Genomic DNA, 22,402 nt, shown 5'->3' with positions numbered 1-22,402 from the left:
GGGTTGCGAATCAGCCCTAAAATCAGCGCACAAAAAAGGGCGAACCTGTGAGGGTTCGCCCTTTTTGCGCTTGCCCGGATCAGATCACAGCTTGGCTTGCAGCAGCGCCTCAAGCTTTTCCTGGTCGCGCGCGAACTGACGAATACCTTCAGCCAGTTTCTCGGTCGCCATGGCGTCCTCGTTCGACGCCCAGCGGAACTGCGCTTCCGTCAGGCTCTGACGCGCTTCGCCGGAGTGGCCCGGCGCCAGCTTGCGTTCCAGCTTGCCGGTGTCGGCCGCCAGTTTCTCGATCAGGTCCGGGCTGATGGTCAGGCGATCACAGCCGGCCAGTTGCTCGATCTGATTCAGATTGCGGAAGCTCGCACCCATGACCACAGTCTTGTAGTCATTGGCCTTGTAGTAGTTGTAGATGCGAGTCACCGACTGCACGCCCGGATCATCGGCACCGGTGTAGTCGTTGCCGTTGGCCTTCTTGTACCAGTCGTAGATGCGGCCCACGAACGGCGAAATCAGGAACACCCCGGCCTCGGCACAAGCAACCGCCTGGGCGAAAGAGAACAGCAGCGTCAGGTTGGTCTGAATACCTTCGCGTTCCAGCTTCTCGGCGGCGCGGATGCCTTCCCAGGTGGAGGCGATCTTGATCAGCACGCGGTCGCGGCCAATGCCGGCCTTTTCGTACAGCTCGATCAGACGGTGCGCGCGCTTCAAGACGGCGTCAGTGTCGAACGACAGGCGCGCATCCACTTCAGTGGAAATACGCCCCGGAATCACTTTCAGAATCTCTTGACCGACCGCGACCCCAAAGCGGTCGCTGGCCAGGCCCACGTCGCCTTTGCAGTCGCTGACACAGGCGTTCAGCAAATTGGCGTATGCAGGAATGGCCGCCGCTTTAAGCAGCAGGGAAGGGTTGGTGGTGGCATCCACCGGTTTAACGCGAGCGATTGCCTCGAAGTCGCCGGTATCGGCCACTACGGTGGTGAATTGTTTGAGTTGTTCCAGCTTGGAAGTCATGAGCGTGCTCTATCCTGTGGGTCTGTTGACATTACCCGAGCGCTGACAGCCACTCAAGGGCGCAAATGCGTAACAACGGCCTGGGCGGCAACAACCTGAGAACAGGCGTTTGAAAGGCCCGGCGCTATCCGTTAAATACGATGCTGAAATGGCTTACAGGTTCAAAGGAGGTGACGGGTAGCGGCAAGAGAGAAGCTGCCGATCCGAGTTGTCCCTAATGGGAGGCTAGTCAGCGAACTGGCGGGTTCAAGCGCGTATCGAGGGCAAATCTTTCTTGCCGGACAACCTCAAACAACCCTTCAGCCAAATCTGGATTCATTATGATGTTCCAGCTATGTCGAGAGACTGCCGATGGAATCAGGATGAACGGGTGTAGCGCCAATAGATCATCTCCGAATTTCTGTTGGCCAAGGCTAGGTGTACCCGGTACCAGCCAGTTCGGGTTTGGGACATCGTCAGGAGTCACGCGATGCACATGGGATAGATCGATAACGCGTGCGCCAGTCAGTACATGGGGGACCGAATCGAGCGCACGAAAGCCTTTATGGACGGCGACTTCAAGGATGGCCGTAGAAGGATCGGCAGAGCTATATACCGCTTTTACTCCCTTCGAATTCCATCGACCACCACCCAATTCTGCGCCGATCCCACTGAACCATGTCGCAGAGTGCTCCTTGCGGTCCAGTCTCCAGAGGTATACCTCCTTGCTTCCAAGCGGTAAGCCCATCAAGAATAGACTCCATATTCCATACGGGTCAGGAAGTCATCGACCAACTCAAAGCCCACCTGAGTGGTCAGTAAATCCATTGGTGCGCGCCCCTCAAGCCCAAGCGCGGGCGTTACCATCCAGTTCGCCGATTCCTGCCGGTCACCAAAAACCTCCTCTGCTTTACTGAATATCTTGGCTAACCGCCAGGCACTGCTGCTTTGCTCGGACGTCAGCGGCTCCGGGTTCTTGATGCGGCGTTGAAGGGTGCGATCAGAAATTCCAATGATTTTGACGAAAACCTGCTTGTCTTTGAATCGATTGATGGACTGAACGAAGCTGATCACCACATCTGAAGGAAACCCTTTTTCGATGAGCTCATGAACCTCGAATGCAGTTCGCGCGTGGGGTGGCCGGCTACCAAATAATAGCTGCAGCGGCTTGGTTGGATCCTGAGATTGGTAATGATGTGTTTCGACTTGAGCTGTCATGGGAGGCTACCTCGCGCGTGCCATTTGGCGAAAGTATAGGGCCATATGGCGAGAGTGGCGAATTTTTGGATTGAGGGAACCAAGAGCGCCGAGATAGGGCCGCAAGCTGCCAGCGGCTGACTACGGCCCAATTTTCGATAATGTTGGAGGAAGCCGCCCGGCGAAGGCTGATTCCTACCGCGCCTGTCCGCGTGATCTGACTTACGCAGCAGTAAAACGTGGCTACCATCGTGTAATGATCTGCTTGCCGTCGCGGGCTAGCGCCCCTCCAACAACTCCGCCGCCTGATCCAGCAACGCCAAAGGCTCTTTAGCCTTATGAATATCCACCGACAGCAACTGCCGAAACTTGCGCGCCCCCGGAAAACCGGTGCCCAAGCCCAGCACATGCCGAGTGATATGGTGCATCGCACCGCCAGCGTCCAGGTGCGCAGCGATATAAGGCCGCAACTGTGCCAACGCTTCGGCCCGCGAAATCACTGGCGCCGTGCTGCCGAACAGTTGTTGATCGACCTCAGCCATCACATAAGGATTGTGATACGCCTCACGACCCAGCATCACCCCGTCAAAGGTCTGCAAATGCTCGTGACAGGCCTCCAGCGTCTTGATCCCGCCGTTGAGAATAATCTCCAGTTCCGGGAAATCCGTTTTCAACTGCGCCGCCACGTCATAGCGCAGCGGTGGAATGTCCCGATTCTCCTTCGGCGACAACCCCTCCAGAATCGCAATCCGCGCATGCACGGTAAAACTCGTGCACCCCGCATCCCGAACCGTCCCGACGAAATCACACAACTGCGCGTAACTGTCCCGCCCATTGATCCCGATCCGATGCTTCACCGTTACCGGAATCGACACCGCATCGCGCATCGCCTTCACACACTCCGCCACCAACACCGGATGCGCCATCAGGCACGCACCAATCATATTGTTCTGCACCCGATCACTCGGACAGCCGACGTTGAGGTTCACCTCGTCGTAACCGTGCTCCTGCGCCATGCGCGCGCACGCGGCCAGGTCGGCCGGGACACTGCCACCCAACTGCAACGCGAGTGGATGCTCGGCTTCGTTGTGACGCAGGAAGCGCTCGTGATCGCCGTTGAGCAGAGCTCCGGTGGTGACCATTTCTGTGTAGAGGAGAGCGTGCTTGGAGAGCAGGCGCAGAAAGAAACGGCAATGTCGGTCGGTCCAATCCATCATCGGGGCGACGGAGAAGCGGCGGGAGAGGGGCGTAGGTGTAGCGATGGGTGCGGGCATCAGGGATCTGGAATTGGTGAGGCTGGGAGGTGAGGAGTTTATCAGGAATAGGGTTGTGGAGCTGAAGTGAGTCTAGTAGTGGTTGTTCGGGCAGTTGGGTGAGGGCATGGTGGGGACAGGGCTGAATTGCTGCGAGAAAATAGATCTGTCCCCATTTTTTCTGGATTATACCGAATCAGGCGACGAATCGAGGCGTCAAAACTTGATGCGGACGGTTGCGCCACAAATCAAAACCGTCCAGTAACCAGTTGAGTTCTTGAACCGTCAGCACGATGGCTTCATCCGAACAATCCGGCGAAGTTTTGAAGCGCTCGGACTCCAGCCGCTTTAGCCAAAGGCAAAAGCCGTTGCGCTCCCAATACAAAATCTTCACTCGGTTTCGAGGCTTGTTGAGGAACACGAAAAGCACCGGGTCAAACACCGCGACCTTGATGTCCAGTTCGACCAGAGCGGCGAGGCCATCGATGGATTTTCGGAAGTCGACGGGCTTGGGGTAGAGATAGACTTTTTCGACTTTTACGTCGGGACGCATCATGAGGTGCCGGCTCCGGAAAGGAATCGGGAGCACAGCATCGGGGATCAGATGGTGACTTTGAATGTGGGGTTTATGGAGCGCTTACGGTCGTACCGCAAGTGATAGTAGCCGGTACGTACGAAGCAGTGCCAGTTGGCATGAAGCGCAGGAATAATCACAGTCACGAAACTCGCTCGATCGTATCCGAACTGCTCTTCTTTCCTCCTCCATTCAAACGCATTAAAACAATTCGAACTCCCTTGTTCCAGGCATAACGAACCCCAATTCCTCCGACTATGGCAAAGACTACCGCGAGCGCCGGCTGGTCAACGATATGACGGGCCAGGGACTGAAACTGAAAGTGCGTCAAATAAATAAACAACGTTGACGATGCTATTAATGCGAGTCCCCGCGCGATGATGCCTGGTACGGGAATAGACCGGATCCAAATCAACGCGAGAACGGCAGGCACGGCCATGTCAATATATTCCTTCATTGCAAATTCGTGCAATCCATGGTTGAAGATTGCCAGAATATCTTGCCCGCCCAACACAATGACAGCAACCGCGCTGACGATCAACTTTTGAATTCTTGAATTCGCATAGTTAATTGCCATTCCGAGCACCATGATCGCAAGGTAGTGCTGTGGTACTCTGTTATAAAGCTCTGCAGCATCAAACAAGTACGCGTTAATCATGACGCCAGCCACTGCCAATACGCATGATGCAATGACAAGGCAACGAAAGGGGTCGGAAGTTACTGTTTTTCTAACGCGCTCGAACGACAGGGCGAACCCAATGATTATTATCATTTGCACGAGTACTTCAATATACCAATACGCAAAGTTGTCTATGAGGTTCGGTGAGAACCAATTCGAAATCAGCAACAATGTTTGCCAGTGAATCCTATCGAACAGCATCTGAATCAAAATAGTGTAAAGTATTGTCGGTGCGGCGATACTGACAACGGACTTTACAAGCGTGCGCACGTTGCCACGGTCACTTATGGTTTTAAATTGAAATCTTGCCAGGCTGAGGCCGGATATTATAAACAATACCGTTGTTTCGCCTGAAACCTGCCATTCTGAAAAAATATTAAAATGCGCGACAACAATAAGCATTATAGATGTTACGCGTAAAAAAACGGGAACCTCCATTGCCCGAACTGACAGCTTCGAAACCTTGGGTTTGTTGGCCAGCTCACAAAGATCACATATTGACGTCATTTCCCATTGATCTGGCAGGTGGCCAATAAGTTCTTCAAGAACCATTGACGCCTGAACAAACGAGAGTGAATCCCCACCCAGCTCCACGAACGATAAGTTTGCATCGGCGCGCGGGACTTCGAGTATTTCAGACCATGCATCCGCCAGTTTTAGCGCGAGCGGCGATAGAGCCTGGCGCGAGTGTACGGCAGCCGCATCCGTCTTACTGACAATCAGAGGCAACGCCCGCTTATCAATTTTTCCATTCGGCGTAAGTGGAATAGCGTCCAGAAAAACGAACAACGCCGGTACCATATATTCCGGGAGTCGATTACTGACATATTCACGCAATTCAACAGATGAAACAGGCTCTATTGAAATGCAATATGCAACCAGCTTTACGATCGAACTGTCATTGACGGCCAGAGCAGTGCACTGTTTGATTCGGGGATGCCGTGATATTGCGCCTTCAATTTCAGTAAGCTCAATTCGATGACCCCGAATCTTGATCTGATTGTCGCCTCGGCCCAGAAAGATGACACTGCCATCTGAAAGATAAGTGCCAAGGTCGCCGGTTCTATAGCAAATGTCGTCCTCGACATTCGCAAATGGATTCACAACAAATCTTTCCCTGGTTAGCGCAATGTCACCCCAATAACCCAGCGACAAATAGGGGCTGCGTATAAGAATTTCTCCGACCTCTCCTTCGCAGACCAATTTATTTGAGTCATCCACGACCAGCAGTTGTGCGCCTTCAATTCCTTTGCCAAGTGGAATCTTGGCATTATTGGTTTCAGGGTCGACCTGATGGTACGCCATTGCCTGCGGAGTTTCCGTCGTGCCGTAAAAATTGACACTAACGGCATTTGGTGCAACGACGCGCATTTGCTCATATAACGTACTGCTTAATGCATCTCCACCCCAAAACAGGTATCGCAGAACGTTGAATTTTAGTTCATTGATTTTTGCTCCAGTTTCAATAAGTTTTCCCAGAGGGGGCGTAAGGTGAATAACGGATATTCCATTCTTATGTATCCACGCCGCCAAAGCCGAAGGATCTATGACGGTTGACTGTGCCGGACAGATAATTTTCGCGCCAATGGAGAGAGGCGTAAATACGTCCCTGTATACAGGGTCATGACCAAGCCCGGAAAGCAAGGAAAAGCAATCGTCTTTAGATAACGAATGACGCTTGGTATGCCACTCAATAAAATGAACCAAAGGCGCATGATGTGTCGCAATTCCCTTCGGTTCGCCAGTGCTGCCCGATGTAAATGTGATATACGCCGGATGACAAGGGTCGACTTCTGGCAAAACCCTTTGATCAAAGGCGAACTCATGCAGTGATTCGGTGGGAATTTCCGGAATTCTGACGACCCGCGGATAGGAACTCTCTGCCCTTGGCTCAAAGTGCTCGAGATTGAGATTGACTGTAGCCTCACCGCATAGCAGAACAACGGTAGGCTGAAGCGCTCGAATGATTTGACCTACGCGCGCAGGTGGATATGCATTGTCGGCAACTGTGAACGTCAATCCGGCACGGGACGCGCCGAGCATTGCATAGACCAACCCCGCACAGCGACTCGAAACAATAACAATCTGGTCGGATTCGGTAGCGCCATTTCCAATCAAGAAGGACGCAATGCCCTGGCTTATCTCTTCAAGCTGACGATAGCTGCAAGTCGCGTCTTGAGAGATTACAGCAATTGCATCAGGCGAGCGTCTCGCATGCTGTAAGAAGTCCATGAATATCGGACGTTCGACACAATAATCCAGACGAAGCGTTGGGTTTGGGCGGACATCCTGCATGTTATTTTTATACTCCACCTGACCTATACGAGATTAACGTCGTGCCCCGATAATCCTGAGTGAGGTGACGCTGAATTTATCGGTAGTGGTAGCAATAATATGGAGCGTCGAGCAGCCCGTTGAGTGGTTCAGGCCGAGTGATTGAACATTAGTGCAGAGTGGCCGGCGGCGCCAGCGCGGGTCCGGAAATGGGGGCAAATTTATTTTTCTGCAGTGGCCGCTTTGGGTCTCACTCACGAACGACCGGTTGAATCCACAGCCGTTAGTTGCGATTGAGAAGGCCGGTCACAAGCTAGTCCTTTTCCATTTTTCTTAATCGCGCCAAGCCCTGCTTGATATATCCCGCGTTTTCACCAATCGTTTCCAGTGCCCCTCGGACGTTTTGACCAACCTCTACTGAGTCCGTCTGCTCGACCCGCAATGTTAACTCCATCAAGGCCGCCTCCAGAGCCAGCTGGTTGTGGTCGATCCTCTCCAGCACATCTGACAGCGAATATTCATCAGACATGGCGTCGACTCCTTTCGAGAAAAGTACAAGCATAGTACCGGCAGTGCCGCTGTCAGGCAGTTATTACAGCTTGCTTAGAAATCGCTACAAAGTGAATTGGTTGCAGCGGATTAGCCAGTGTCGACGGGGCGTTGAGGGAGTGCGACGGCGAACAAGCAGAGCAAATTTTTTACGATTGAATCCAGTGTCCAGCGCACCACACCAGCATCGGACATTTCCTGCAATCCGCATCGGTTCTAGCCGCTTTGCAACGAGTCACCTCACAGATAGCCTTCCCCAGTCGCTGCAAAATCAGCGGCCGGATGTGGAAGTCCGTTCTATAGCTAAAGGCGCCCAAGCGCCCATAAACACATGTCGGCGTTTTTTTATGCCAACATTGTCGTGTTATGGCGGCTGTGCGCGGGGCACTCCCGAGTGCGCCGGGTTCCTTTAGCCCCGGTCTTCCACACCTGCGTACAGCTGCCACCCTCATGTGGAAGTGAGATTGGCGGTTCACTGAATTGCTAAAGGAGCTTCACTCATGAAAAAGATCCCCCCCAATCCCCCCGAAACCTCAACCGTTTCCGACCCCACCACCCACGTCTTCACCATCGCCCCCAACGTCGACACCGAAACCCTGCTAATCCACGCCTCCGAAACCCTCGCATCCCTAAACGCCATGACCACCGACCTGGCCTTCGAGCTCGAAGGTTCGCGCCGCCATGTGGCGTTGGCCATGCAGCAACTGGTGGTACTCAGCGAGTTGTTGGTGAACCGCGCACTGGAGCACTTCGACACGCCGAATGCGGCGTCCGGGGTTTCGTCCGCGGTTCGTCACTGAGTGCTCACGCTGATTCATTCACTGGAGGTTTTGCCATGGCTCGATACATGCCGATCACCGGCATTGACTGCACAATTGCGTCGCTGTTGATCGATACCGAAGCGCCGGTCGATGTGCTGCACGACACGGCGGCGTACCGCATTCGCAGCGTGACGCAACTGCTGGAAACGCTTTCCCTGGGCGAGGGGCTTGGCCGTGATGCGTTGCTGATGCAGGACTTCGCGCGGGTGTTGGCGATTCCGTTGCGCGATGGGTGTGACGTGATGGATGTGATCGGGCGACGATTGCAGCGGTAAACGAAAAGGGGTGACCGCAACGGTCGCCCCTTGTCAATCGTCGACCTGTTTATAAGGCTGTAGCGTATTGACGGGCAGATTATTATTTTTTGAAGTGCCTACTATATCTGTCTGGTTATTTTTGAAAGTAACCGACAGTCAATCTACGCTCTCATTGGCCTCTTTTGTGGCCTGTTCTTTCTTTCGATTTTTTAGATCTCTCCTGGCTGCCCAAACAAGACCGATGACTGTAACGGCAACAAGGATGATGATTTGCTCAGTAGGCATTTGCTTTCCTTCATAAGGCATCCGTTGGAATAGCGACGTCCCTGAGTTCGCATAAGGTGTGTCCATGCTAATCAACGAGAGGAATGCAATTGTTAAGAAACTGTACCTTAGATGTAAAAGAATGTGATCGGAGGCGGGGTGTGAATAGTTAAAGTGTTACAGAAGTTGTAGAAAGTGTGCAGGAGCGGCCATTGCAGTCGCTCCTTGTTTATTTCGAGGCTTTATATCGAACGCTGATTAACCCGCTTGCTCAGTTCCTCCGCGCTTTCCTTGCGCTCCGAGTAGCGGTCGACGAGGTCGGGGCGGTCGCGTAGCAGGAGGGTGAATTTCAGCAGTTCTTCCATCACGTCGACCACGCGGTCGTAGAGCGCGGAGGGTTTCATGCGGTTTTGATCGTCGAACTCCATGAAGGCCTTTGGCACGGAGGACTGGTTGGGGATGGTGAACATGCGCATCCAGCGTCCCAGCACGCGCAGTTGGTTGACGGTGTTGAACGACTGCGAGCCGCCCGAGACCTGCATCACGGCCAGGGTTTTGCCTTGGGTCGGGCGTACGGCGCCCATCGCCAGCGGCACCCAGTCTATTTGCGCCTTGAACACGGCGGACATCGAGCCGTGGCGTTCCGGCGAGCACCACACCTGTCCTTCGGACCACTGCATCAACGTCAGCAGTTCCTGGACTTTCGGGTGGTCGCTGGGCGCGTCGTCCGGCAGCGGCAGGCCGGACGGGTTGAAGATCCGCGTTTCGGCGCCAAAGTGTTCCAGCAACCGGGCCGCTTCTTCCACCAGCAGGCGGCTGAATGAGCGCGGGCGGGTCGAGCCGTAGAGCAGCAATATGCGTGGCTTGGGGTTGTCGACTGCGGCGTGGTGCAGGGTGTCGGACAGCAGCGAGTCGAGGTTTGGCAGTTGATCGCTCATGCGGCGCTCCAGGCTAAAGGGTGGCGATGCGCTCGAGTTCGCGCTGGAGTGCCGCGGTGTCGAGGCGTTCGAAGGGCAACTGGAGGAAGGCGCGGCAACGGGTTTCGATGGTCGCCAGTGTGGCGCTGAAGGCGGCGGTGATTTGTTCTTCGCTACCGCTGACGTCGGACGGGTCTTCAAGCCCCCAATGGGCCTTGAGTGCGGGGCCGAAATACACCGGGCAGGTTTCGCCGGCCGCCTTGTCGCATACGGTGATGACGATGTCTGGCGGGCTGTCTGCAAAGGCGTCGTTGCCCTTGCTGCTCAGCCCGTCAGTGGCAATGCCGGCGGCCTGCAAGGTGGTCAGGCTGCGTGGCAGGACCTGGCCTTTGGGAAAGCTGCCGGCGCTCACCGCCTCGAAACCTGCCGGGGCGAGGTGGTTGAACATGGCTTCGGACAGGATGCTGCGGCAGCTGTTGGCCGTGCACATGAACAGGACTTTCATCGATTTCTCCGTAGGGCGCCGGGCCGGGGGGTAAATATATGGTTTGGCGAATATACGGATTGTCGGATATCAGGTAAAGCGCGGTGAGTGACATCAGGGAGTGGATTTCTTGGCTGAAACGAAAATGGGCGACCGCAACGGGTCGCCCATTTTTTCGGGATCGGCAGGGAAGGGTGACACACCGCAATTCTTCCCTGCGTGGCGCTCTGCTTTAGAGCTCCAGACCTTCCTGTATCACCGAGAGAAAGTTGTCCTCATTGAGTTCGACCGGATCCGGTCGAGGTTGTCCGCTGCGCGGGATCGTCTGGATCTGCCAATGCGCTTCACCGTGTACGGTCTCGGTCCGGCGTAAATACTGCTCTTGGCCTTTGCAGAGGATATCGACACGGCCCATGCCGCCAATGACGAAACGCGCGATGGGGTCGAGGGTGATGCTGTGGTGGTTGCCCTCGATCAGCAGTTTGTCGATGGCGTAGTTGAAGGTCTCGCCGGAGGGGAGGTTTTCGATAACGTGTGTGGGGATGCGGCGAATGTTCAAGCCAGCTTCGGTCAGTGGCTCCAGCCATGCTTCAAGCTGGTGGTACATCGCATAGACCTGTATCGGCCAATGCTCAATCGCCGTGTCTGCGCAGGCTTCCGCGTCCGCACGGGTTTGTTGTTTCTGTTTCAGTTTTGTAGCGAGCTCATCTGCCTTACCCATTCCGATTCCCTATCGTGGTGTGAATTTTAGCGATGCCACATCAAGGTACTTCACCTGGGCATGCGATGACCAGACCGAAAAAAGCTCAGAGAAAAAAGCGCGATTGGACTGTGTTTTTACGGCGGGAAGCTGTGGCTATTGTCCTGTTTTCCTGTCGGAAGCTTGGTTGAAGGGCGCTGCTGTTGTCCTGTAAACTCCGCGCTCGACTTTTCGAGAGTCGAACTAAAACTCGATTGAAAGTTACTGCGTACTTTGCAGGTGTCTGTTCTATTTATATCTATCGATAGAGTAGCAATCGGAGTTGTTGATGTTAGTGAGTCACTGGATAGAGTAACTCGTATTCAGCTCAAGGAATGATATCTGGCCTACCGATCTCATCGGTTAACATACGTGTGAAACTTTAAATATGATCAAGCAAAGTGTGAAATCCATCGCGTCCCTCGGGTTGGTATTGGTGGCGAGCCTCGCCTGTGCCTCGGCTCCTGAGAAGGTTGACTTGGGGGAGTTGTATGACAGCTACCTTGAGCACAATCAGTCCTCCATGAACATGCCGCAGTTCAAGAAAGAGATTCTGATTTCCGGCAGCGTTCTCGGCGTTTCGAAGAACTTCTCCGGCGATGCCGTGATGGAGGCCGGTCTTGCCGATTCTGATGAAGTACTGGCAAGACTGACGGGTTTTGACGCGGACGAGTCGAGCAAGATGGACGCGATGGAGGTCGGTACCGACTTTAAAGCGGTGTGCGTACTGGCGATGACGATGGGGTCGGAATACATGGCCCTGACTGACTGCGTGTTCAAGCCGTAAGTGCGTGTTCAATCCTCTTGGGCAGTGTTGGCGTTCACCGCCTTCGCGAGCCTGGCCGTAAACGCTCAGCCGCTGGATCAGCGGGATTTGATCGAGCGTTTGACGCACTGCACGGCCTCTTTGCAAGACGTTGTGGTCTTCAACGGTCTGGTTGAACGCAAAGAGCTGACGCTGACCGCAGTGTCGGAGTTCGAACCGTGGGGCGGTCTGGCCTGGACCATCGAACCTGCGCTGTCCTTTGGTAACGTAAGTTCGTCGGTGGCGGTGATGAACGACCATCGTAGTTTTTACCTACGGGTGCCGTCCACTCAACCCGGTGTGGATATCCGGACAACCGCTCAGCAGTTGCAACTGGCGAATACCGGCAGCGGCGGTGAGGCCAACGATTTCCGTAAGGTCATGGACGACCGAACGCTCCAGGCGATGTCGACTGGCGAGCCGGATAACTACTGGGTTGGATGTTTCTACGATCAAGATGCGGTACAGCGGCAGTTCGATCTGGAACTCAATGCAACGCCAGAACGTATGAATGAAAAAAATGCCAGGCAACAGGCATTGGGCAATGATAGTTAATATTGCCCCGGTGATTTCATACACCTGAACACTTAATGGCGTATACGCCATAAGGAAAAGGGGCCGGTCACTCATGTCTGTAAGTCAGGAGTGGCCGGTCCTTTATGTGCTGTATTTCCCATGCCGCCATGGCAGTTGCGTTACTCTTCGTTGCGTTAAGTATCCTACCGAATTCACCGCATTGTGCTTTTCTATAGGCGCGGCATGTACAACCTGTTGTGAGCAACAGGTGGTTGAAATGTCCGTGTGAGCAGAATCGTGCTGGCATTAAAAGTCAGCTCGACAATGAGGCAACCAACCGATTCGCCTCCGGGGAGAGGGTTAATGAAAAAACTGTATGCACTGGTTGCGCTCTTTGCGCTGACGATTGGCAGCGTCGGCATGAGTGACGCTCGGTCCCATCGCGATAAGCAGCAGACCGAGTCGGTGGCGGGGGTGTTTGATTACTACCTGCTGACGCTGTCCTGGTCGCCGACGTTTTGCCTGACTCATCAGAACAACCCGCAATGCTCGGGCAAAGGCTATGGCTTTGTGCTCCACGGTCTCTGGCCGCAGTACGCCAAGGGCGGTTGGCCGGAGTCGTGTCCGCCGATGGTGCCGTTGTCGCCAGCGGAGCAAAAACAAGGCCTGACGCTGTTTGTGACGCCAAAATTGCTTCAGCATGAATGGTCAAAACACGGCACGTGCAGCGGTCTTGGCGCCTCGGGTTATCTGGATATGGCGGATAAGGCGGTTGGCACGGTGAAGATCCCGGACAAGCTGAAACCCTTGAGCACCGAGATCTACTTCCCGGCGCAGGAAATTGCGCAGATGTTCCGTCAGAGCAATCCCGGGATTCCAGAGAATGGCATCGCGATTGTCTGCAACGGACCCGAGTTGTCAGAGGTGCGAGTGTGCCTGGGTAAGGACTTGTCGTTCGGGTCTTGCGGCAAGGGCGTGAAAAGTCAGTGTCGAGCGGGTGATATTCGGGTTCCGCCAATGCGTTGATCGGGATCGTTGTCGATTTATTGGCATAAAAAATGGGCGACTTCGGTCGCCCATTTTTGTGTGTTCGTTGCCTTGTAATGTGTTGCCTGTCGGTTCGTTATGCCGGCTCGCTCAGTGCCTGCACCGGCAACCCCAGCGCTGCCAGGTCTATGCGCAGTTGCGCGGCACTGGTGAACTGCAGCGCATTGAAGCCTTCCTGGCGTGCGCCTGCGATGTTCGGCGCGTGATCATCGATAAACACCGCATGCTGACCTTCGAACCGGTAGCGAGATTTCAGTAGCTGGAAGATCGCCGGGTCGGGCTTGATGAGGCCTTCTTCGCCGGACACCAGAATGCCCTCGAATGTGTGCAGAAAGGGAAAGCGCTGAAGGGCAATCGGGAAGGTTTCGGCGGACCAGTTGGTCAGGGCCAGCAGGCGGACGCCTTTGGCGTGCAGTTCATCGAGGATCTGCACGCTCTCTTCCAGCACGCCGCCGAGTGTCTCTTCCCAGCGCTCGTGGTACGCACGAATCAGCGCCTCTTGTGACGGATGCCGCGCGATGGCTTCCTCGATTCCTTCCTGCCACGACCGGCCTGCATCCTGGCGCTCGTTCCACTCGGGAGGGCAGACCTCGGAAAGAAAGGTCTCCATGGCCTGTACGTCATTGCCGAAGATTTTTCGGTAGAGGTTTCTTGGGTTCCAGCGAATCAGGACATTGCCGAGATCGAATACAACGGTGTCGATGGTTGTCGGGCGGTTCAGAGTGTTCATGCTTTTCCTCCATGGATTGGCTTGTGTAGACGGTTTTAGAGAACCCCCTGTTTTTACCGCATCCCGAACCGAATGACACCCTCCGTAAACAAACTGATCATCCATCTGAACGGCCCATACAACAGCGCGCTGCCGCCCTCGACTCGACCGGTATCGCGGTGGTTTTCCTCATCTTCCAGAATCGACTGGACCGTTTCATAGGCCGCCAGGTCGTTCCGGCTTTCAAGGTAGGAGAGCTGGTTTTTCAAATGGCTCACCACGACCGATTCCACGGCCCAGGTGCAGGCCATGACGCCGCTTTTGCCTAGCAGTGCCGAGATAAAACCCATGAACCAGCCCCCGGCGCCGCAGAGCCAGTAGCTCTTGCACTTGATGCCGTTGCGGCGCTGTATCTCTTCCCAGAACCGGTTCATGTGACGTTTTTCGTCTTCCATGAAGCTTTCCAGAAGAGGCACGTAGTCTTTGCGTAGCAGGCGCGAAACAAAGATCTGCGATCGGTAAATGTTGATAGCGCCGAATTCCCCGGCGTGGTTCACCTTGAGAATCTTTCTGGCGGTGTCTAGCGATGCGGTGCTGTCTTTATATTTCATCGGGCGTGGACACTCACAGGGCAGTATTGGTGGGAAGCATTGGCGTTTCAAACGAGCATCAACAAATGCGTTGAACATTACAGGAGAAAACAAGAAGCGGGGTTATGACTCGCACCACAATTGCTCCTCATCACCCCTGTAGGCTAAGCTCCCCCGCCATTAAGGGATCTGGGCTTTTGCTCATGCCTTACCCTTCAAGGATGACGCTTTTGCCTACCCCCATTCACGACCCTCATTACACCCCCGGCGGCCCGCTTAAACGCCTGCCGCTGCGCAAGGCTGCGATGATGTTTGTTGCGGCGGTTTGCCTGTGTTTGTGTGGTTTGCTTTACCTGCAACTGGAACAGTCCAGGCGCTACGATTTGTCGTTGGCTGAGGTGGCTTCGTCGAACCTGACGCGGGCGATGGCGCAGCAGGCGCAGGACACGTTTTTGAGCGCGGACCTGGTGATGACCAGCCTGGTCGACTGGATTCAGGCAGAGGGTTTTGGCGTAGTGCAGAACCCGCGGCTGCAACAGATTTTCGCACGTCGGGTGCAGGCGCTCGAGCAGTTACACGGGCTGTTTCTGTTCGATAAAAACGGCCAGTGGGTGGTGACATCGTTTGATGACTTGCCGCGTCGCGGGGGGGTGGCCGATCGCGACTACTTCAAGTTCCATCAGCAGAATCCTACCTTGCTCGCGCACATCGGGCCGGCAATTCGTAGCCGGCAGAATGGCGAGTGGATCATTCCGATTTCCCGGCGGATAAACGACCAGCATGGCGAGTTCCAGGGCGTGCTGCTGGCCGGGATCAAGCTGTCGTACTTCGATCAGTTCTTCAAGAGCTTCAGCATTGATGACAACGGCGTGATGTTTCTGGCGTTGTCGGACGGTACGCTGCTGGCCAGGCGACCGTTCGAGGAAGCGCGAATAGGCGAGTCGCTGGCGCATGGGGATATTTTCCAGAAGTACTTGCCCCATGCCAGTTTCGGCAATGGGATGATCCGTTCGGTGGTGGATAACGTGATCCGGCTGTATGGCTATCGTCAGTTGGACGCCTACCCGCTGGTGGTTGCCGCGGCGACCCCGAAGGAGACGATTCTTCGGGGCTGGTACGCCAACGCCTATCAATCCAGCGTCGTCGTCGCCCTGGTGGTGCTCGGAGTGGGTTTGTTCGGTTGGGTATTTGTGCTGCAGGTTCGCAATGGTGAGCTTATCGAGGCGGATTTGCGGACTGCGCAAGAGCAGCTGGAAGTGATCGCGACTCACGATAGCCTGACCGGGTTGGCGAATCGTCGGCTGTTCGAGCGGGCGCTGGACATCGAATTTGCACGGGGTGCGCGCCAACAGAGTTCGTTGAGCCTGATCATGCTCGATATCGATTTTTTCAAACGTTACAACGATGCCTACGGTCATGTGGCGGGGGATCAGTGCCTGGCGGAAGTGGCGCGCGCGGTAAACAGTTGTTGTCTGCGCAAATCCGACCTGGCGGTGCGTTATGGCGGTGAAGAGTTTGCGGTGCTGTTGCCCGACACTGACATTCACGGCGCCTTTACGATTGCCGAGCAGATCCGCCACAGTGTCAAGGACAAGCACATCTTCCATTCAGGCGCGCCTTCGGGGCATCTGACGGTGAGCCTGGGCTGTTATGCGTTTGTGCCCAAAGACGGGGATAGCATCGAAGTGTTTATCGAGCGGGCAGACGCGGCGTTGTATCAGGCGAAAAATTTTGGTCGAAACCGTACGGTGGTGATGTCGATGGAAGGGAATCCTGAAGTGGTCGTGCATCCAGAAGTCTGATGAAGGGGCGGGGCGCGGTTGCACAGCGGACCCGTCTGTAATGTTTGTTTTTTATGAGGCACCGCATGAACTATTCACCTTCGCGACGTTCATTGTTGAAGGCAGGTCTGACACTGCCATTGATCACACTGGTAGTTCCGGCCTGGGCTAACGCTTCGGCTGCGGATAAACCGCTGGCCGAGTTGTACAAGAAACTTGCCGAGTTGGAGAACAGTGCGAAAGGTCGATTGGGCGTTGCCTTGATCAACACTGCCAATGGTCACGAGATTCAGTATCGGGGCGGTGAGCGTTTTCCGTTCTGCAGTACTTTCAAGTTGATGTTGGCCGCAGCTGTGTTGCACAAAAGCATGGCTGAGCCGGGGTTGCTGGAAAAGCATATTGCCTATGCTGAAGCCGACCTGCTGTCTTACGCCCCCATCGCCAAACAGAATCTGAAACAGGGCATGAGCGTTGCGCAGTTGTGCGCCGCGGCGTTGCAATACAGCGATAACACTGCCGCCAACTTGTTGATCAAGGAGTTAGGTGGAGTGGCAGCGGTTAACCTGTTTGCCAAAGGCCTGGGTGATCCGGCGTTCCGGCTTGATCGCCGGGAGCCGGAGTTGAATACGGCGATTCCTGATGATCCGCGTGATACCACGACACCGGCAGCGATGGCCGCCAGCGTGCAGAAAGTGGTGCTGGGTGATGCGTTGGCAACAGCGCAGCGTGAGCAGTTGGCGACCTGGCTCAAGGGCAATACCACCGGCGATGCGAGCATTCGGGCTGGCACACCGGCGGGGTGGATCGTCGGCGACAAAACCGGTAGCGGCGACTACGGCACCACAAACGATGTGGCGGTGCTTTGGCCACAGACAGGCGCACCCGTGGTGCTCGCGGTTTACTTCACCCAACATCAAAAAGACGCCGAAGCGCGTCGTGATGTTCTGGCGTCTGCCACCCGTTTGGTGATGGCGCACGTGTCCTGAGCAAGGAGTCATTGATGATTCAGACTGAACTATCGAATGTTGACCTCTACCTGAAACGCCTCGGTTACGACACACCGCCGTCGCCCACGCTCGACACCCTTCGCGAGTTGCAGTCGCGTCATACCGCAACGTTCCCTTTTGAAACCCTGTCGACGATGTTGTGGGTTCCGGTGCCCATCGACCTGCCTTCGGTCGAGCGCAAAGTCCTGCACGAGGGGCGAGGCGGTTACTGTTACGAACTCAACAACATGTTCCTCGCCCTGCTTCAGCAACTGGGGTTCGAAGCCCGAGGGATCAGCGGGCGGGTGGTGATGGGTGGCCCCGAGGACGCGTTGACCGCGCGCTCACCGCTTGAGCCTGGTCACCCTGGACGGGGTTCGTTACATCACGGATGTCGGCTTTGGCGGCATGGTGCCCACGGCGCCGCTGCGCCTTGATACTGAAGAGGAGCAGCCGACCGGCCATGAGCCGTACCGCATCGTTCGCAAGGACAGCAGCTACGCTTTGCGTGCGAAGGTCGCGGACGAGTGGCGGCCGATGTATGTGTTCGATCTTCAGGTTCAGTCAGACATCGACTATCAGATCGGCAATTGGTATGTCTCGACCCACCCTGACTCTCCGTTTCGGGGGCAATTGAAGGTAGCGCGCACCGGGCCAGGGATGCGCCGCACGCTCAACAACGGCAGCTATGCCATTCACCGGATGGGCCAGGAGAGCGAACGCCGGCAGCTCACGAATGCTGATGAAGTGATTGCGGTGCTGGAGCGCGAGTTCGATATTCGCGTGCCGCAGCATCCAGAGTTGAGGCAGGTGCTGGCGCAGTTGGTCAGCTCAAACGAATCGCGCTGACACTTGAGCAAACATCCCACTTCTACTTACCACTCGTGGATACATCGGCAGGTCACCCCCAGGCGTGGATAGATCAGCGGTATGTTGTATTTGCGTATGGTGAACTCGTAGTGGTACTCGGGTTGGCCGTGGAAAGTCACGAAAAAGTGCTCGTCGTCCAGCCACTCAACTTCATTGAGCATGTACGAGTTGTAGCATTGACCGACGGTGCGCTCGCTAAGAACTGTTCGTAGGTCTTTGTCTATCAGCGCAAAGCACACCGCCTCCTCAAATGGGCAGTCGAAGTCGGTTACCAGTAGGTAGCCGGCTGCGGTTTCGTATTGGCGCAGCAGGGTAAAGCCAGGGATAGTCAGATCCGATGGCTGGCTATCTATGATGACGGATGTGCGTATCGGCCAGGTTTCGTAAGGACCTTGATGTTGCGCGAGGGCGAAGCGTGCAACCGCTTTCATTTAAGGTGGTGCTCGGATCGATTGATTGGCTGGAGCTTATCGTAGGAGGCACGCTTCGAGGTAGCGCGACTGCTCTGCGTGGTGCGTTGGGTAGGGTTGTGAACGATTGCAGTAACAATTCAATCTGAGCGCTGCCCAGCAAACTGTATACAACTCTATGGACATTTGTCTTTAGTATTGAATACAGTGTGCGCATAACAAAAACCAGGGAACCCCCTCACGATGAAAACGCCCTCTGTTTCACACCAACGGCCTGAGGATGAAAACCTCGGGGTCGGCGCGAATATGGCTTACGGCCTGCAACACGTTCTGACCATGTATGGCGGTATCGTTGCGGTACCACTGATCATCGGCCAGGCGGCCGGGCTTTCTCCGGCCGACATCGGTTTGTTGATTGCGGCGTCACTGTTTGCGGGGGGCTTGGCGACATTACTGCAAACCCTCGGATTACCGTTTTTCGGCTGTCAGTTACCGCTGGTTCAGGGTGTTTCGTTCTCGGGCGTCGCAACCATGGTGGCGATTGTCGGCAGCGGTGGTGAGGGCGGTTTTCAGTCGATTCTGGGGGCGGTGGTCGCCGCCTCGTTGATCGGGCTGCTGATCACGCCGGTGTTTTCTCGAATTACCAGGTTCTTCCCGCCGTTGGTCACCGGCATTGTGATCACCACCATCGGCCTGACACTGATGCCGGTGGCGGCGCGCTGGGCCATGGGCGGTAACAGCCATGCCGAGAGCTTCGGCAGCATGGCGAACATCGGGCTGGCGGCATTGACGCTGGCACTGGTGCTGATGTTGAGCAAGATCGGCAGCGCCACAATCTCCCGCTTGTCGATTCTGTTGGCCATGGTGATCGGTACGGTGATTGCGGTGTTCCTTGGTATGGCCGACTTTTCGACGGTGACTCAAGGACCGATGTTCGGCTTCCCGGCACCGTTCCACTTCGGCATGCCGACCTTCCACTTCGCAGCGATTCTGTCGATGTGCATCGTGATCATGGTGACGCTGGTGGAAACCTCTGCGGACATTCTGGCGGTCGGTGAAATCATCGGCACCAAGGTTGACTCCAGGCGTCTGGGCAATGGGCTGCGGGCTGACATGCTGTCGAGCATGATCGCGCCGATCTTCGGCTCCTTCACTCAAAGTGCCTTTGCGCAGAACGTCGGGCTGGTGGCGGTGACCGGGATCAAGAGCCGCTATGTGGTGGCCACCGGCGGGGTGTTCCTGATGGTGCTCGGGCTGTTGCCGGTGATGGGGCGAGTGATCGCCGCTGTACCGACATCCGTCCTCGGCGGTGCTGGTATCGTGCTGTTTGGCACCGTGGCGGCGAGTGGTATTCGTACGCTGTCCAAGGTCGATTACCGCAACAACGTGAACCTGATCATCGTCGCCACTTCCATCGGCTTCGGCATGATCCCCATCGCGGCCCCCAACTTCTACGATCACTTCCCGAGCTGGTTTGCGACCATCTTCCATTCCGGCATCAGCTCGTCGGCGATCATGGCGATCGCGCTCAACCTGACCTTCAATCACTTCACCACCGGTAACTCGGACCAGCAGTCGGTCTTTGCTGCTGGCACCGAACGGACCTTGCGTTTCCAGGATCTGGCGGCGTTGCGCGAAGGGGATTACTTCAGTCGCGGCAAGCTGCATGACTGCGACGGTAACGAAGTCCCGGTGGTGGTGGATTCATCCCACGGCCCGACGGAGCATCATGCGGAGCATGCCAAAAGCAGTGAGCATGTCTGACGACACTGTGCAGAGCGGCGCCTGACCGACGACGCGCTCACAACCGATAAACAGAAGGGCAGAGGGGATCGCATCCCTTCTGCCCTTTTTGCATGGCGCGTTTCGACTGACAGTCGACAAACCTCGGTGGGGGCGCTAGGGGCGAGCGGCCTCGCTGGCGATCAGCATCATTGCCGCCGAGAGCGTGTGGCCATCGGTGATCTGGCCGGCGGTGATCATGGCCATCAGTTCCTGGCGGGTGATGAACAAAAGATCATCCACCTCGCCATCGGTTGCGTCAGTGGCTTGTGTATCGAGGTAGACCTGGCACACCGCAACCGCACTGGCAATCAGCGATGTGTTGCTGTGCAGCAAGCCCAACTCCTTGACCTTCAGCGCCTGCCAGCCCGTTTCCTCCAGCAGCTCGCGGGCCGCCGCGTCGCAGGCGGTTTCGTTCTCGTCGATGGCGCCCCGTGGGAACTCGATGGACATCCCGCCAATGGCTCGGCGCTTGAGGTTGACCAGCATCAACCGGCCGTCTTCCAGGGTCGGTACGGCCACCACGCCATTGATAGCCCGGGCTTCCTTGATGATGAAGTAGCCGTTCTCGCGGACCACGTTGAAGTATGGGGTTTCCAGCAGGCACTGGGATTCGGTGACAGGCTTCATGCGCGGTATTACTCCAGAAAGCAGCGATCGAAAAGGTAGAGGTTGGCGGGTTTGAGGTTTTCCACCGTGGCTTGCGGGCGGCCGCCGTCGCGGCTTTTTTTGCGCCCGGTCTCTTGCAGGTAGTCGGCTTCGATCATCTTCAGCAGGCGCTGGCGGATGCTGGTCTTGAGCACCGGTCGTTCAAGCACCAGGGAGAAAATGCTCACCGCTTCAGGCGCGCTGAATTCGTTGCCGAGGAACATCAACGGCAGGCTGCTGTACAACGACTTGGAGAGCAGGCGCTCCTGCACCGAGGCCACCAGGCTGTTGTGATCGAAGGGCAGTCTGGTCGAGGCATCGGCCACGTCCTTGAGCGGGAAAAATCCCTGGTGTTCGGCCGGCTGGACCGCATCGCTGACGATGGCGAGGTAGAAGGTCGACGACGACCAGCAGCGCGGATCGCGGAACGCGTCGCCGACAGTGCCGACCTGCTCGATCCAGGCCAGCGGCATGCCGACTTTTTTCGAGGCGCGCAGACGCTCCACGGCGTCGTTCAGCGTGAGGTCTTCGACCCCGCCATTGACCACGATCCCGGGCAGCGCCCAATGGCCGGCGAACGGTTCGGTTTCGCGTCGGTTCAGGAGGATTTCCAGCGCCTGGGTTTCCCGGCAGTAGCGCAGCACACAAAGGTCGATGGTGTGCAGGTAGGCGCTTGAATGGGGGATGCGGTCTGGCATGTCAGCTTCCGTGGGCAGCGTAGAGGTCATAGTTTACCGGATCCATTCCGGGTGCCATCCAATGGGTGGGCAGCGGCTCGCCCAAGGCCAGTCGTTCGCGCAGCAGCGTACTGCGTACGTGGATCTGTTCCTCGACGCAGATGATGGAAAAACGCTCCAGCAACTCCGGGCCGCGATAGAAGGTTGGCAGCAGGTCAGCCACATCCTGGCCGACCACCAGGGCAATCTGTTTACCGTCCATGGCCAGGCTGTCGGCGAGATGAGCGAGCAGGGTGTAGCTGTAGATCGGACCTTCGACGCCGCGCGCCACGATCTGTTCGACCCGGCTGGCACGCACTTCGGCGCAGCACTGGGGTTGTACGTGCTTGACGATCGATTCCAGCCAGTTCAGGCGCAGTTCATAGTCGGCCATTCGTTTGCCGTAAGGGTGCCTGAAACTGGGGGCCACCAGCAGACGCCTGGCCTGGCATGAGGCTTCGATCATCACCTGGGCGTGCCCGGCGTGAGGAGGGTTGAAGGCGCCGCCATAGAGGGCTATTTCAAACATGGCTGATCTTCCTAT

Annotated in this window: 25 protein-coding genes and 1 pseudogene; 9 read left to right on the top strand and 17 right to left on the bottom strand. The window is 56.0% G+C overall.

The features are described 5' to 3' along the window. Positions 1-84 precede the first annotated feature (84 nt). From tal to KRR23_RS24665, 7 genes are all read right to left on the bottom strand, one after another. A complete protein-coding gene (gene tal, locus KRR23_RS24695) occupies positions 85-1,011 on the bottom strand; it encodes a transaldolase (protein ID WP_103315312.1) in 927 nt (308 codons plus the stop codon). 229 nt (positions 1,012-1,240) lie between these two features. Beyond that, positions 1,241-1,738, bottom strand: a complete 498-nt coding sequence (locus KRR23_RS24690; RefSeq protein WP_216744614.1) for an RES family NAD+ phosphorylase — start codon at positions 1,736-1,738, stop codon at positions 1,241-1,243. Next, positions 1,738-2,208, bottom strand: a complete 471-nt coding sequence (locus KRR23_RS24685; protein WP_019692710.1) for an antitoxin Xre/MbcA/ParS toxin-binding domain-containing protein — start codon at positions 2,206-2,208, stop codon at positions 1,738-1,740. Before KRR23_RS24685 ends, KRR23_RS24690 begins: the two co-directional genes overlap by 1 nt. A gap of 257 nt (positions 2,209-2,465) precedes the next feature. Beyond that, positions 2,466-3,461: a tRNA dihydrouridine(20/20a) synthase DusA gene (gene dusA, locus KRR23_RS24680; protein ID WP_216744613.1), complete on the bottom strand. Its 996-nt coding sequence runs from the start codon at positions 3,459-3,461 to the stop codon at positions 2,466-2,468. Between the two features lie 175 nt (positions 3,462-3,636). Continuing rightward, positions 3,637-3,996: an IS66 family insertion sequence element accessory protein TnpB gene (gene tnpB, locus KRR23_RS24675; protein WP_253912246.1), complete on the bottom strand. Its 360-nt coding sequence runs from the start codon at positions 3,994-3,996 to the stop codon at positions 3,637-3,639. 160 nt (positions 3,997-4,156) lie between these two features. After that, positions 4,157-6,988: an amino acid adenylation domain-containing protein gene (locus KRR23_RS24670; protein WP_216744612.1), complete on the bottom strand. Its 2,832-nt coding sequence runs from the start codon at positions 6,986-6,988 to the stop codon at positions 4,157-4,159. Between the two features lie 292 nt (positions 6,989-7,280). Then, positions 7,281-7,496, bottom strand: coding sequence for a hypothetical protein (locus KRR23_RS24665; protein ID WP_216744611.1), 216 nt, complete (start codon positions 7,494-7,496; stop codon positions 7,281-7,283). Positions 7,497-8,016: 520 nt separating this feature from the next. Between KRR23_RS24665 and KRR23_RS24660 the strand changes: the two genes are divergently transcribed. Both KRR23_RS24660 and KRR23_RS24655 read left to right on the top strand, forming a co-directional pair. Then, positions 8,017-8,316: a DUF6124 family protein gene (locus KRR23_RS24660; protein ID WP_216744610.1), complete on the top strand. Its 300-nt coding sequence runs from the start codon at positions 8,017-8,019 to the stop codon at positions 8,314-8,316. A gap of 35 nt (positions 8,317-8,351) precedes the next feature. Continuing rightward, on the top strand, positions 8,352-8,612 hold the full coding sequence (locus KRR23_RS24655; RefSeq protein WP_216744609.1) for a hypothetical protein: 261 nt from the start codon (positions 8,352-8,354) through the stop codon (positions 8,610-8,612). A 138-nt stretch (positions 8,613-8,750) separates the two neighbouring features. Here the strand turns inward: KRR23_RS24655 and KRR23_RS29330 are convergent, their stop codons facing one another. From KRR23_RS29330 to KRR23_RS24640, 4 genes are all read right to left on the bottom strand, one after another. Further along, a complete protein-coding gene (locus KRR23_RS29330; RefSeq protein WP_019692699.1) occupies positions 8,751-8,879 on the bottom strand; it encodes a hypothetical protein in 129 nt (42 codons plus the stop codon). 221 nt (positions 8,880-9,100) lie between these two features. Then, a complete protein-coding gene (arsH, locus tag KRR23_RS24650) occupies positions 9,101-9,796 on the bottom strand; it encodes an arsenical resistance protein ArsH (protein ID WP_216744608.1) in 696 nt (231 codons plus the stop codon). Between the two features lie 13 nt (positions 9,797-9,809). After that, positions 9,810-10,280: an arsenate reductase ArsC gene (locus KRR23_RS24645; protein WP_216744607.1), complete on the bottom strand. Its 471-nt coding sequence runs from the start codon at positions 10,278-10,280 to the stop codon at positions 9,810-9,812. Positions 10,281-10,491: 211 nt separating this feature from the next. Continuing rightward, positions 10,492-10,980, bottom strand: coding sequence for a hypothetical protein (locus KRR23_RS24640; RefSeq protein ID WP_216744606.1), 489 nt, complete (start codon positions 10,978-10,980; stop codon positions 10,492-10,494). A gap of 406 nt (positions 10,981-11,386) precedes the next feature. Between KRR23_RS24640 and KRR23_RS24635 the strand changes: the two genes are divergently transcribed. The 3 genes from KRR23_RS24635 to KRR23_RS24625 all read left to right on the top strand — a co-directional run bounded on the left by KRR23_RS24635 (position 11,387) and on the right by KRR23_RS24625 (position 13,345). Further along, on the top strand, positions 11,387-11,785 hold the full coding sequence (locus KRR23_RS24635; protein WP_216744605.1) for a hypothetical protein: 399 nt from the start codon (positions 11,387-11,389) through the stop codon (positions 11,783-11,785). Next, entirely contained in the window at positions 11,786-12,358 is a 573-nt protein-coding gene (locus KRR23_RS24630; RefSeq protein WP_216744604.1) for a hypothetical protein, read from the top strand. 324 nt (positions 12,359-12,682) lie between these two features. After that, positions 12,683-13,345, top strand: coding sequence for a ribonuclease T2 (locus tag KRR23_RS24625; RefSeq protein WP_103319228.1), 663 nt, complete (start codon positions 12,683-12,685; stop codon positions 13,343-13,345). A 97-nt stretch (positions 13,346-13,442) separates the two neighbouring features. Here KRR23_RS24625 and KRR23_RS24620 read toward each other — a convergent pair whose 3' ends face one another. Further along, positions 13,443-14,096, bottom strand: coding sequence for an HAD family phosphatase (locus KRR23_RS24620; RefSeq protein WP_216744603.1), 654 nt, complete (start codon positions 14,094-14,096; stop codon positions 13,443-13,445). Between the two features lie 53 nt (positions 14,097-14,149). Then, the gene (locus KRR23_RS24615) at positions 14,150-14,686 is read right to left on the bottom strand and encodes a demethoxyubiquinone hydroxylase family protein (RefSeq protein ID WP_054596592.1); all 537 of its coding nucleotides are present in this window, start codon (positions 14,684-14,686) and stop codon (positions 14,150-14,152) included. A gap of 209 nt (positions 14,687-14,895) precedes the next feature. On the opposite strand from KRR23_RS24615, the gene KRR23_RS24610 reads away from it, so the two are divergent. From KRR23_RS24610 to KRR23_RS24600, 3 genes and pseudogenes are all read left to right on the top strand, one after another. Then, positions 14,896-16,467, top strand: a complete 1,572-nt coding sequence (locus KRR23_RS24610) for a GGDEF domain-containing protein (RefSeq protein WP_216744602.1) — start codon at positions 14,896-14,898, stop codon at positions 16,465-16,467. Positions 16,468-16,532: 65 nt separating this feature from the next. Continuing rightward, complete coding sequence (bla, locus tag KRR23_RS24605; RefSeq protein WP_216744601.1) at positions 16,533-17,432, top strand: class A beta-lactamase; 900 nt, start codon at positions 16,533-16,535, stop codon at positions 17,430-17,432. Between the two features lie 14 nt (positions 17,433-17,446). Next, positions 17,447-18,281 (top strand): annotated as a pseudogene (locus KRR23_RS24600) (arylamine N-acetyltransferase). Between the two features lie 26 nt (positions 18,282-18,307). On the opposite strand, the gene KRR23_RS24595 reads toward KRR23_RS24600, so the two are convergent. Beyond that, positions 18,308-18,733: a hypothetical protein gene (locus KRR23_RS24595; RefSeq protein WP_216744600.1), complete on the bottom strand. Its 426-nt coding sequence runs from the start codon at positions 18,731-18,733 to the stop codon at positions 18,308-18,310. 222 nt (positions 18,734-18,955) lie between these two features. Here KRR23_RS24595 and KRR23_RS24590 point away from each other — a divergent pair, with 222 nt between their 5' ends. Next, positions 18,956-20,476 (top strand): nucleobase:cation symporter-2 family protein, encoded by a 1,521-nt coding sequence (locus KRR23_RS24590; RefSeq protein ID WP_216744599.1) that lies wholly within the window; start codon positions 18,956-18,958, stop codon positions 20,474-20,476. Between the two features lie 135 nt (positions 20,477-20,611). Here the strand turns inward: KRR23_RS24590 and KRR23_RS24585 are convergent, their stop codons facing one another. Genes KRR23_RS24585 through KRR23_RS24575 form a run of 3 tightly spaced genes read right to left on the bottom strand, consistent with a single transcriptional unit; the run spans position 20,612 to position 22,387 of the window. After that, positions 20,612-21,124, bottom strand: a complete 513-nt coding sequence (locus tag KRR23_RS24585) for an NUDIX hydrolase (protein WP_216744598.1) — start codon at positions 21,122-21,124, stop codon at positions 20,612-20,614. 8 nt (positions 21,125-21,132) lie between these two features. Then, the gene (locus tag KRR23_RS24580; protein WP_216744597.1) at positions 21,133-21,840 is read right to left on the bottom strand and encodes an NUDIX hydrolase; all 708 of its coding nucleotides are present in this window, start codon (positions 21,838-21,840) and stop codon (positions 21,133-21,135) included. Position 21,841: 1 nt separating this feature from the next. After that, positions 21,842-22,387 (bottom strand): adenylyltransferase/cytidyltransferase family protein, encoded by a 546-nt coding sequence (locus KRR23_RS24575; protein WP_216744596.1) that lies wholly within the window; start codon positions 22,385-22,387, stop codon positions 21,842-21,844. Positions 22,388-22,402 lie beyond the last annotated feature (15 nt).

Source organism: Pseudomonas sp. CVAP#3 (assembly GCF_018986375.1).
Classification (GTDB): Bacteria; Pseudomonadota; Gammaproteobacteria; order Pseudomonadales; family Pseudomonadaceae; genus Aquipseudomonas; species Aquipseudomonas helvetica.
Note: the sequence above shows the minus strand (reverse complement) of the source record. Positions and strands in the feature narration are given on the sequence as shown.

Excerpts from the sequence above, each read along its gene's own strand:
- KRR23_RS24590 (WP_216744599.1), top strand. The coding sequence starts at position 18,956 with ATGAAAACGCCCTCTGTTTCACACCAACGGCCTGAGGATGAAAACCTC.
- KRR23_RS24595 (WP_216744600.1), bottom strand. The coding sequence starts at position 18,733 with ATGAAAGCGGTTGCACGCTTCGCCCTCGCGCAACATCAAGGTCCTTAC.
- KRR23_RS24670 (WP_216744612.1), bottom strand. The coding sequence starts at position 6,988 with ATGCAGGATGTCCGCCCAAACCCAACGCTTCGTCTGGATTATTGTGTC.
- KRR23_RS29330 (WP_019692699.1), bottom strand. The coding sequence starts at position 8,879 with ATGCCTACTGAGCAAATCATCATCCTTGTTGCCGTTACAGTCATCGGT.
- arsH (WP_216744608.1), bottom strand. The coding sequence starts at position 9,796 with ATGAGCGATCAACTGCCAAACCTCGACTCGCTGCTGTCCGACACCCTG.
- tal (WP_103315312.1), bottom strand. The coding sequence starts at position 1,011 with ATGACTTCCAAGCTGGAACAACTCAAACAATTCACCACCGTAGTGGCC.
- KRR23_RS24575 (WP_216744596.1), bottom strand. The coding sequence starts at position 22,387 with ATGTTTGAAATAGCCCTCTATGGCGGCGCCTTCAACCCTCCTCACGCC.
- KRR23_RS24655 (WP_216744609.1), top strand. The coding sequence starts at position 8,352 with ATGGCTCGATACATGCCGATCACCGGCATTGACTGCACAATTGCGTCG.
- KRR23_RS24635 (WP_216744605.1), top strand. The coding sequence starts at position 11,387 with ATGATCAAGCAAAGTGTGAAATCCATCGCGTCCCTCGGGTTGGTATTG.
- KRR23_RS24640 (WP_216744606.1), bottom strand. The coding sequence starts at position 10,980 with ATGGGTAAGGCAGATGAGCTCGCTACAAAACTGAAACAGAAACAACAA.
- KRR23_RS24690 (WP_216744614.1), bottom strand. The coding sequence starts at position 1,738 with ATGGGCTTACCGCTTGGAAGCAAGGAGGTATACCTCTGGAGACTGGAC.
- KRR23_RS24585 (WP_216744598.1), bottom strand. The coding sequence starts at position 21,124 with ATGAAGCCTGTCACCGAATCCCAGTGCCTGCTGGAAACCCCATACTTC.
- dusA (WP_216744613.1), bottom strand. The coding sequence starts at position 3,461 with ATGCCCGCACCCATCGCTACACCTACGCCCCTCTCCCGCCGCTTCTCC.
- KRR23_RS24660 (WP_216744610.1), top strand. The coding sequence starts at position 8,017 with ATGAAAAAGATCCCCCCCAATCCCCCCGAAACCTCAACCGTTTCCGAC.
- KRR23_RS24685 (WP_019692710.1), bottom strand. The coding sequence starts at position 2,208 with ATGACAGCTCAAGTCGAAACACATCATTACCAATCTCAGGATCCAACC.
- KRR23_RS24580 (WP_216744597.1), bottom strand. The coding sequence starts at position 21,840 with ATGCCAGACCGCATCCCCCATTCAAGCGCCTACCTGCACACCATCGAC.
- KRR23_RS24665 (WP_216744611.1), bottom strand. The coding sequence starts at position 7,496 with ATGTCTGATGAATATTCGCTGTCAGATGTGCTGGAGAGGATCGACCAC.
- KRR23_RS24620 (WP_216744603.1), bottom strand. The coding sequence starts at position 14,096 with ATGAACACTCTGAACCGCCCGACAACCATCGACACCGTTGTATTCGAT.
- bla (WP_216744601.1), top strand. The coding sequence starts at position 16,533 with ATGAACTATTCACCTTCGCGACGTTCATTGTTGAAGGCAGGTCTGACA.
- KRR23_RS24615 (WP_054596592.1), bottom strand. The coding sequence starts at position 14,686 with ATGAAATATAAAGACAGCACCGCATCGCTAGACACCGCCAGAAAGATT.
- tnpB (WP_253912246.1), bottom strand. The coding sequence starts at position 3,996 with ATGATGCGTCCCGACGTAAAAGTCGAAAAAGTCTATCTCTACCCCAAG.
- KRR23_RS24645 (WP_216744607.1), bottom strand. The coding sequence starts at position 10,280 with ATGAAAGTCCTGTTCATGTGCACGGCCAACAGCTGCCGCAGCATCCTG.
- KRR23_RS24625 (WP_103319228.1), top strand. The coding sequence starts at position 12,683 with ATGAAAAAACTGTATGCACTGGTTGCGCTCTTTGCGCTGACGATTGGC.